Here is a 5,780-nt window from a genome sequence, read left to right on the forward strand (position 1 = left end):
GTAGGAGTCAGGAGTCAGGAGTCAGGAGTCGGTCGTTTCAGGCTTTGTTGCCCTCTTTTTTTGTACCAGTTTATGTACTATGAGGAGAATAATGCAAGGTTTTTGAATGTCCCAATCCTATTTTCTTGCACTAACATCAGATTTTAACAGGTCAAAAGCCTTATTTTCAAAGGGTTTTACCATTATTCAGCAAGTCCTACATAGAAATAAGCTAAACGGCGCTTAACCTGCATGATCCAATAGCTATAACCCTTTTGGAGTCTATATCGGTGATCCGAAGTAAAAGCCGTTTAGCTTATCTACAGCAGTTATCCTAATTGATCAATTCTCATTTCGCCGAGGTATTTACGGAGATAGGGAGAAAAAACCTCGTAAATCAGGGTAAGGGGTTGGCGAGCGTGCCAAAATAGGTAATGACGACCCCAAAATGCTCCTTTTTCCCCAAAAGCTATTTCTAATTCCGGGGAATGACCGTAATAAAGTCCCTGCACATCGCGATACAATTCCGTGTGCAGCCGCGAGAGACTTTCCCAAATCGGTAGGGAACGATTTTCCAGATATTCGTCCACTTGATTGACAGACCACCAAGAAGCGGCATAGGCTAACCTTTGACCACTAGCTGTGCGTAACCAGACTTGACGACGCAATCTCGGCCCCGGAATCAGGCTAATTTTCATCGGTGCGCCATCCTCATCGTCGCCGATGGGGGACATATCGATCACATCCACTTCCGTTTTTTCACCGGTTAAAAGTTGTAAATGACGGGTGGGAGAACCATCGCCGAGAATTAAAATCTGCCACGGGGGTGCGAGTTGGCTATGGGGTAAACCTTGTTTAACATCGGTTTCGTCTCCTTGCCAGAGAGAGGACAGGGAGTACCAAGGACGATTAAGCAGGGGCTTTTCTTGGGGGCGGAGGATAGCAGTCAAGGTTTGTTACAAAACTTTATGATTTTTTCATTAATCATAACACGGGATTTTTGTCTGCTGGTGATAAAAGCGATCGCCTTGCTCTAATCCTCTCTAAACTTTTCGGTTAGCATAGGCACTTTTGCCAAAGGAGATTGACTATTTTGATTTTAACGATAGAAAGGTATCAATATCTGGAGGAATTTTTGTAATCTTCTCAGGGCAATTAATTGTCGAATCTTGGGATTAATTTGGGGGGGATAAATGCTGGTGGCTAATTGTTCTTCTAGTAAGGCATATTCTGCCGCAGTTAGGGGTTGATTATCAAGGGGCGAGCGAGCCGAAGTGATAATTTCTGCTCGTAAAACTTCTTCGGGAATATCTTCAGGAGAGGGCAAAGCAAGGGCTTTTAGGGGCGATAAGAAACCGATCAAAATGAGAATAATAATTTTGGTCGTTCGCTGCATTTAATTTAAACCGGGGGGCAATTTTTCCCGACACTGTTGATGAATTTCCCCGATTCTAGCAAACAACCAGGGATATTTTTGACGATAACTGGGAATTAGAGCCAGAGGACTGAGTAGGGCAGTGGCGGCAATATCGGCTACACTTAATTTATCCGCCACCAAATAGGGCTGATTTTGCCAATATTCTAGAATCTTGAGGGCATTTTCTAGTCGCTCCTCCGCTAGTTTTACCCTGGCTGGGGTGATTTTATATTGTTGTCGCACGATATTAATAATTATTTGACTACTCAGGGAAGGATCGATCGCTTTTCCCTCTCCGGCGCGATAATTATAATAGACAAATCTCGTCGCTACTCCAATACTTTCATCTAACCAATCCTCTAGTAACCAAGCTTGATTTTTCTCCTTTTCCCCAGCGGGAATAAAAGAGGGGAAAGGAACTACTTTTTCTAAATATTTTAAAATGGCGGTAGAATCGGCAATAATCTCATCTGCTGCCATTAAAACGGGGACAGTGGTTAACCCTTTGGTTAGAGGCCTGAGTTTGAGAATATGTAGTCCGGGGGTGAGATTTTCTACTTGGTAATCAATCCCCTTATAACCTAGAGCTAAACGAGCTTTGCGACAGTAATGAGAGGTGCTAAATTGAAGTAAAAGCATTAAGTTTTGTTGGTTGCTATAATAGTTATCAGTTACCAGTTATCAGTTATCAGACTTGGGTTTTAAGTTAACTGTTCACTGTTTACTGTTTACTGTTTACTGATCACTCTGTTTACTGAATTGGCAATAGGTCTATACTATGAGCAAACCCTCCCTTTTTTCTGCTGTTTCTCGTCCTTATGCGACTAATTCACAAGCAAAAGATCCCTGGTTAGCGGTCAATCTCTCGATGTTTTTCCCCGGTTTGGGACAATGGTATGCTAACAAAAACCAAAAAGCAACCATTTTGGCAATCGCTCAAGTAATATTAATAATTGTGACAATTTGGTCAATTTTTAGCCACAATGGCCCTGTAAGCTGGGGATTAGGGGGAATAGTTGCTCTGGTTATCGTTTACATTAGCAATATTTTTGACGCTCACTGGACTGTTTATTATTCCAGACAGAATAACAGCTTAGAGAAAATTCCCCGCCAACAAAAAAACCCATGGTTTGCCGTCTTCGCTAACCGGATTATACCGGGGTTAGGGCAATTGTACGCCGATAAGGTGATCTTAGGGATAATTTTTCTGACTATATCCCTGATTACCCTGAAAATAGATGATTTTTTGGACAATATCCTCTTTCTTACCCCTTTAATTACAGCAATCGCTGTTTATCATGTTTACCACACTTTCCCCGATCAATTTCATCCCCATCGTCACACCTATCGTTCCATTTTGGCGCTGATGGTGGCAGCAATTTTTACTTGGGGAATTATCTGTAATTATTTTCCCGATTGGTTACATCAAAGAATAGAATTTTTCGAGATTCCGAGCGAATCCATGCTGCCTACCCTCGCAGTAGGTGATCGCATTTTCGTCAGTCAATCCAGTAATTATCAAGCGAAAAGAGGCGATATAATTGTTTTTAGAACTCCCGAAAAAATTCAGCAACTAGAGCCTAATTCGGGAGATTTTTTTATCAAACGAGTCATCGCTATTTCTGGGGATACCATTGAAATCCGCAGGGGTAAAGTTTATCTCAACTGGCAAGTTATCGAGGAACCCTACACCGCCGAGTTAGCCAATTATGAAATAGAATTTATGACTGTACCCCCAAAAACCCTGTTTGTTTTGGGAGATAATCGTAACCATAGTTTTGATTCCCATGCTTGGGGTTTTTTGCCAGAAAGTTATATCGTTGGTCAAGCCTATAAAGTTTACTGGCCTCTCGATCGTGTCCAGTCTTTGCTATGATGGGGATGACTAAGCTGTTGACTATCTGAATTACTCGTTAAGACTTCATGGGAGCAGGGAGAGGGGGGTTGAGCATTTGTCCTAAAGTTTACAATACGCAGTTTAAATGCAGTACAGCATCCCTTGAATTGTTACTGAAAAATTACCACTGGTGCTAGATAATTAACTTCAATCTTTTCTTGATTAATATGCTGTTAAAATTCCCTCAAAAGCTGAAAATTAAGCAAATAATATTATTAGTATTCTGGCTAGGAATAGGGATATTTTTCTGGTGGTTATCGTGGCAATCCCCCGGGATGAGCCAAATTCAACGACCCGAAACAGTTGCTCAACAAATTTATCAAGCAATGCCAGATTTACCGAAAGAAAACAACTATAACCGTCGAGATACAGGGGCGATCGATCCGAATAATACTTTAATAAGTCGCTTTCTTCGTTATCATCAAGATACAAAAAAAAGGTTTACTCTCATCCGTTTTGATTGGCAATTAACCCTAGGGGATTATCTAGGAGTGAACGAGAAAATCAGCGAAGAAAACTATCCCGGACAAGCAACCCTTACGGTTAATCCCATGGCTGCCGATATCAAAGCGATTAACAGTCTTAATCGTCGTCAAAGGCAGCAGTTAGTCACCCTTCTAGTCGAAATTTATAACCCCGCCATTCTCCCCCAAGAAACCCCCAATCCTAGCCCTTCTCCCAGTCCTTCTCCCCGTCGTCCATCTTTATCAAAACCGGGAGATGCCGACCTATTAAAATTCTAGAAAATTATGGAAAAAATTCTCAAATATGGTTCAGGTTGGCGACTCGGTTGGGATCCTAAGGCAGCCATTTATAAAGGATTAATTGGTGGCGATGATTGGGCGATCGAATTGACCGAGGCCGAGTGGCAAGATTTGCGTCGGTTACTATCACAATTGACCGCAACTATGGCGGCCATGGCCACAGAATTAATGGATGAAGAAAGTATTGCTTGTGAAGCGGAAAGCGAGCTTTTATGGTTAGAAGCGGCAGGATTTCCCGATAATTATTCCCTGCGATTTATTCTCTATCAAGGTCGCGGTTGTGAGGGCAATTGGTCGGCCACTGCCCTGCCAGAGTTGCTCGCCGCTTGGGACAATTTGCTTTACAATTTTTAAGAAAGCGGTGGGCATAAGTTAATTTTTGTCTCCCCCTCTTGACTTTTTGATTCCCCTGTGCTGCTATGCTTGCCCATCCGAGGACGAGGACCGATAATCTCACCTACACCCCGCCCCCATTGCTGAAAAACGGTTTTGCCATGACTCTCTATGTGGCCCTAAAAGCGCGAGAAACCTGGCAAAATACGATCGCTATTCCCGAACCAGTCTATCAAGAAACCATTTTCACCGGGGCCAATGCCGTCCCCATCTACGGGATTGTTTCCATTCCCCCGCAAGCGAAAGGAACAATTATCGGCACCTACGGCATCACGGGAGACTTAGATAATCAATGGTTTTTAAGAATTTTAGGCAGAAAAGCCGTAGCAAGAAACTACGCAGTCGTCCTCTTCGATTGGCGGGCCCACGGTAAGACAGCCGAATTATCCCCGACTCTCACCTCCGATGGCATCTATGAAGGGCTAGATTTCCTTCATATTGCCGCCCAAGCCCAAAAAATGGGCTGTCCTGCTCCTTTTTGGTTCACGGGTTACTCTCTGGGGGGACAATTGGCCCTCTGGGGAATTAAATCGGCAGAGAATCAGGAAGATATGGGGATCGATCCCGTCGATATCGGTGGTGGTGCGGTAATTTGTCCTAATTTAGACTCTAATCGTTCTTTATCCTATCTCGTCCGGGATCCCTGGGGGAAACATTTGGAAAAAGCGATCGCCAGGGAATTACGCAAGTTAGCCAAACGCATCCATCAAGCTCATCCCGATCATATCGATCCCGAAGCAATTACTCGCGCCACCACGATTGCCGGATTCGATCGAGAATTAGTGATTAAAAAGCTAGGATTTGAGACAGTTTTTGACTATTATGCCGCTAGTAGTCCCTTGCCCTTTCAACCCTATTTAACTAAACCCACTTTTATCCTCTACGCGGCCGATGATCCCCTCTTTTCCCCCGCAGTTATTCCCGATCTGCAAGCAGCGATCGCCGATAATCCCCACGTGGATCTACTCTTAACCAACTATGGCGGTCATGTGGGTTATATCAGCAGTTTATCCTGTCAGCGTCAGTGGGGCGATAGCGATCGCTGGTGGGCATGGAATCGGGTTTTAGACTGGTTTGACCAAAAAACTGGCAAATAATCCTAAATCCGTTGAGTATAGGTTACATATCACGATAGGCACTCATGCAAGAGGGGGAATAAATAATCAGTTTTTAATAACCAGATTTAGTATAGGGTTGGCTGAATAAATCTAAAAACCTTGTTGTATAAGACTTTTAGACTTTTTTCCCATCAAAAAGTGCCAGACATTGGGGTGATCGGGGGGGAAATTTAGGCACTTTTTCCCTGAAAATTAGGTAATTGACCCCCTGA

General features: G+C 43.3%; 7 protein-coding genes. 4 read left to right on the forward strand and 3 right to left on the reverse strand.

All coding sequences use genetic code 11. From position 1 onward, the window contains the following. Window positions 1-308: 308 nt before the first annotated feature. The 3 genes from PX482_RS08595 to PX482_RS08605 form a co-directional block, all read right to left on the reverse strand. Window positions 309-929, reverse strand: coding sequence for a chorismate lyase (locus PX482_RS08595; RefSeq protein ID WP_288023231.1), 621 nt, complete (start codon window positions 927-929; stop codon window positions 309-311). A gap of 149 nt (window positions 930-1,078) precedes the next feature. Further along, on the reverse strand, window positions 1,079-1,375 hold the full coding sequence (locus PX482_RS08600; protein ID WP_288122322.1) for a glutathione S-transferase: 297 nt from the start codon (window positions 1,373-1,375) through the stop codon (window positions 1,079-1,081). Next, the gene (locus tag PX482_RS08605; protein ID WP_002758118.1) at window positions 1,376-2,035 is read right to left on the reverse strand and encodes a glutathione S-transferase family protein; all 660 of its coding nucleotides are present in this window, start codon (window positions 2,033-2,035) and stop codon (window positions 1,376-1,378) included. A 139-nt stretch (window positions 2,036-2,174) separates the two neighbouring features. Here PX482_RS08605 and lepB point away from each other — a divergent pair, with 139 nt between their 5' ends. The 4 genes from lepB (at window position 2,175) to PX482_RS08625 (ending at window position 5,547) form a co-directional block, all read left to right on the forward strand. Next, a complete protein-coding gene (gene lepB, locus PX482_RS08610; protein WP_288095830.1) occupies window positions 2,175-3,272 on the forward strand; it encodes a signal peptidase I in 1,098 nt (365 codons plus the stop codon). Window positions 3,273-3,460: 188 nt separating this feature from the next. Next, the gene (locus tag PX482_RS08615; RefSeq protein WP_288023234.1) at window positions 3,461-4,036 is read left to right on the forward strand and encodes a hypothetical protein; all 576 of its coding nucleotides are present in this window, start codon (window positions 3,461-3,463) and stop codon (window positions 4,034-4,036) included. A 6-nt stretch (window positions 4,037-4,042) separates the two neighbouring features. Continuing rightward, on the forward strand, window positions 4,043-4,411 hold the full coding sequence (locus PX482_RS08620) for a DUF1818 family protein (RefSeq protein WP_002758115.1): 369 nt from the start codon (window positions 4,043-4,045) through the stop codon (window positions 4,409-4,411). Between the two features lie 65 nt (window positions 4,412-4,476). Beyond that, entirely contained in the window at window positions 4,477-5,547 is a 1,071-nt protein-coding gene (locus tag PX482_RS08625; protein WP_288023236.1) for a YheT family hydrolase, read from the forward strand. Window positions 5,548-5,780: the final 233 nt, after the last annotated feature.

Source organism: Microcystis sp. M53602_WE12 (assembly GCF_030065455.1).
Taxonomy (GTDB): Bacteria; Cyanobacteriota; Cyanobacteriia; order Cyanobacteriales; family Microcystaceae; genus Microcystis; species Microcystis aeruginosa.

Bases quoted from the DNA above. Each gene is read 5' to 3' on its own strand.
- PX482_RS08600 (WP_288122322.1), bottom strand. From the start codon at position 1,375: ATGCAGCGAACGACCAAAATTATTATTCTCATTTTGATCGGTTTCTTA.
- PX482_RS08605 (WP_002758118.1), bottom strand. From the start codon at position 2,035: ATGCTTTTACTTCAATTTAGCACCTCTCATTACTGTCGCAAAGCTCGT.
- lepB (WP_288095830.1), top strand. From the start codon at position 2,175: ATGAGCAAACCCTCCCTTTTTTCTGCTGTTTCTCGTCCTTATGCGACT.
- PX482_RS08615 (WP_288023234.1), top strand. From the start codon at position 3,461: ATGCTGTTAAAATTCCCTCAAAAGCTGAAAATTAAGCAAATAATATTA.
- PX482_RS08620 (WP_002758115.1), top strand. From the start codon at position 4,043: ATGGAAAAAATTCTCAAATATGGTTCAGGTTGGCGACTCGGTTGGGAT.
- PX482_RS08625 (WP_288023236.1), top strand. From the start codon at position 4,477: ATGCTTGCCCATCCGAGGACGAGGACCGATAATCTCACCTACACCCCG.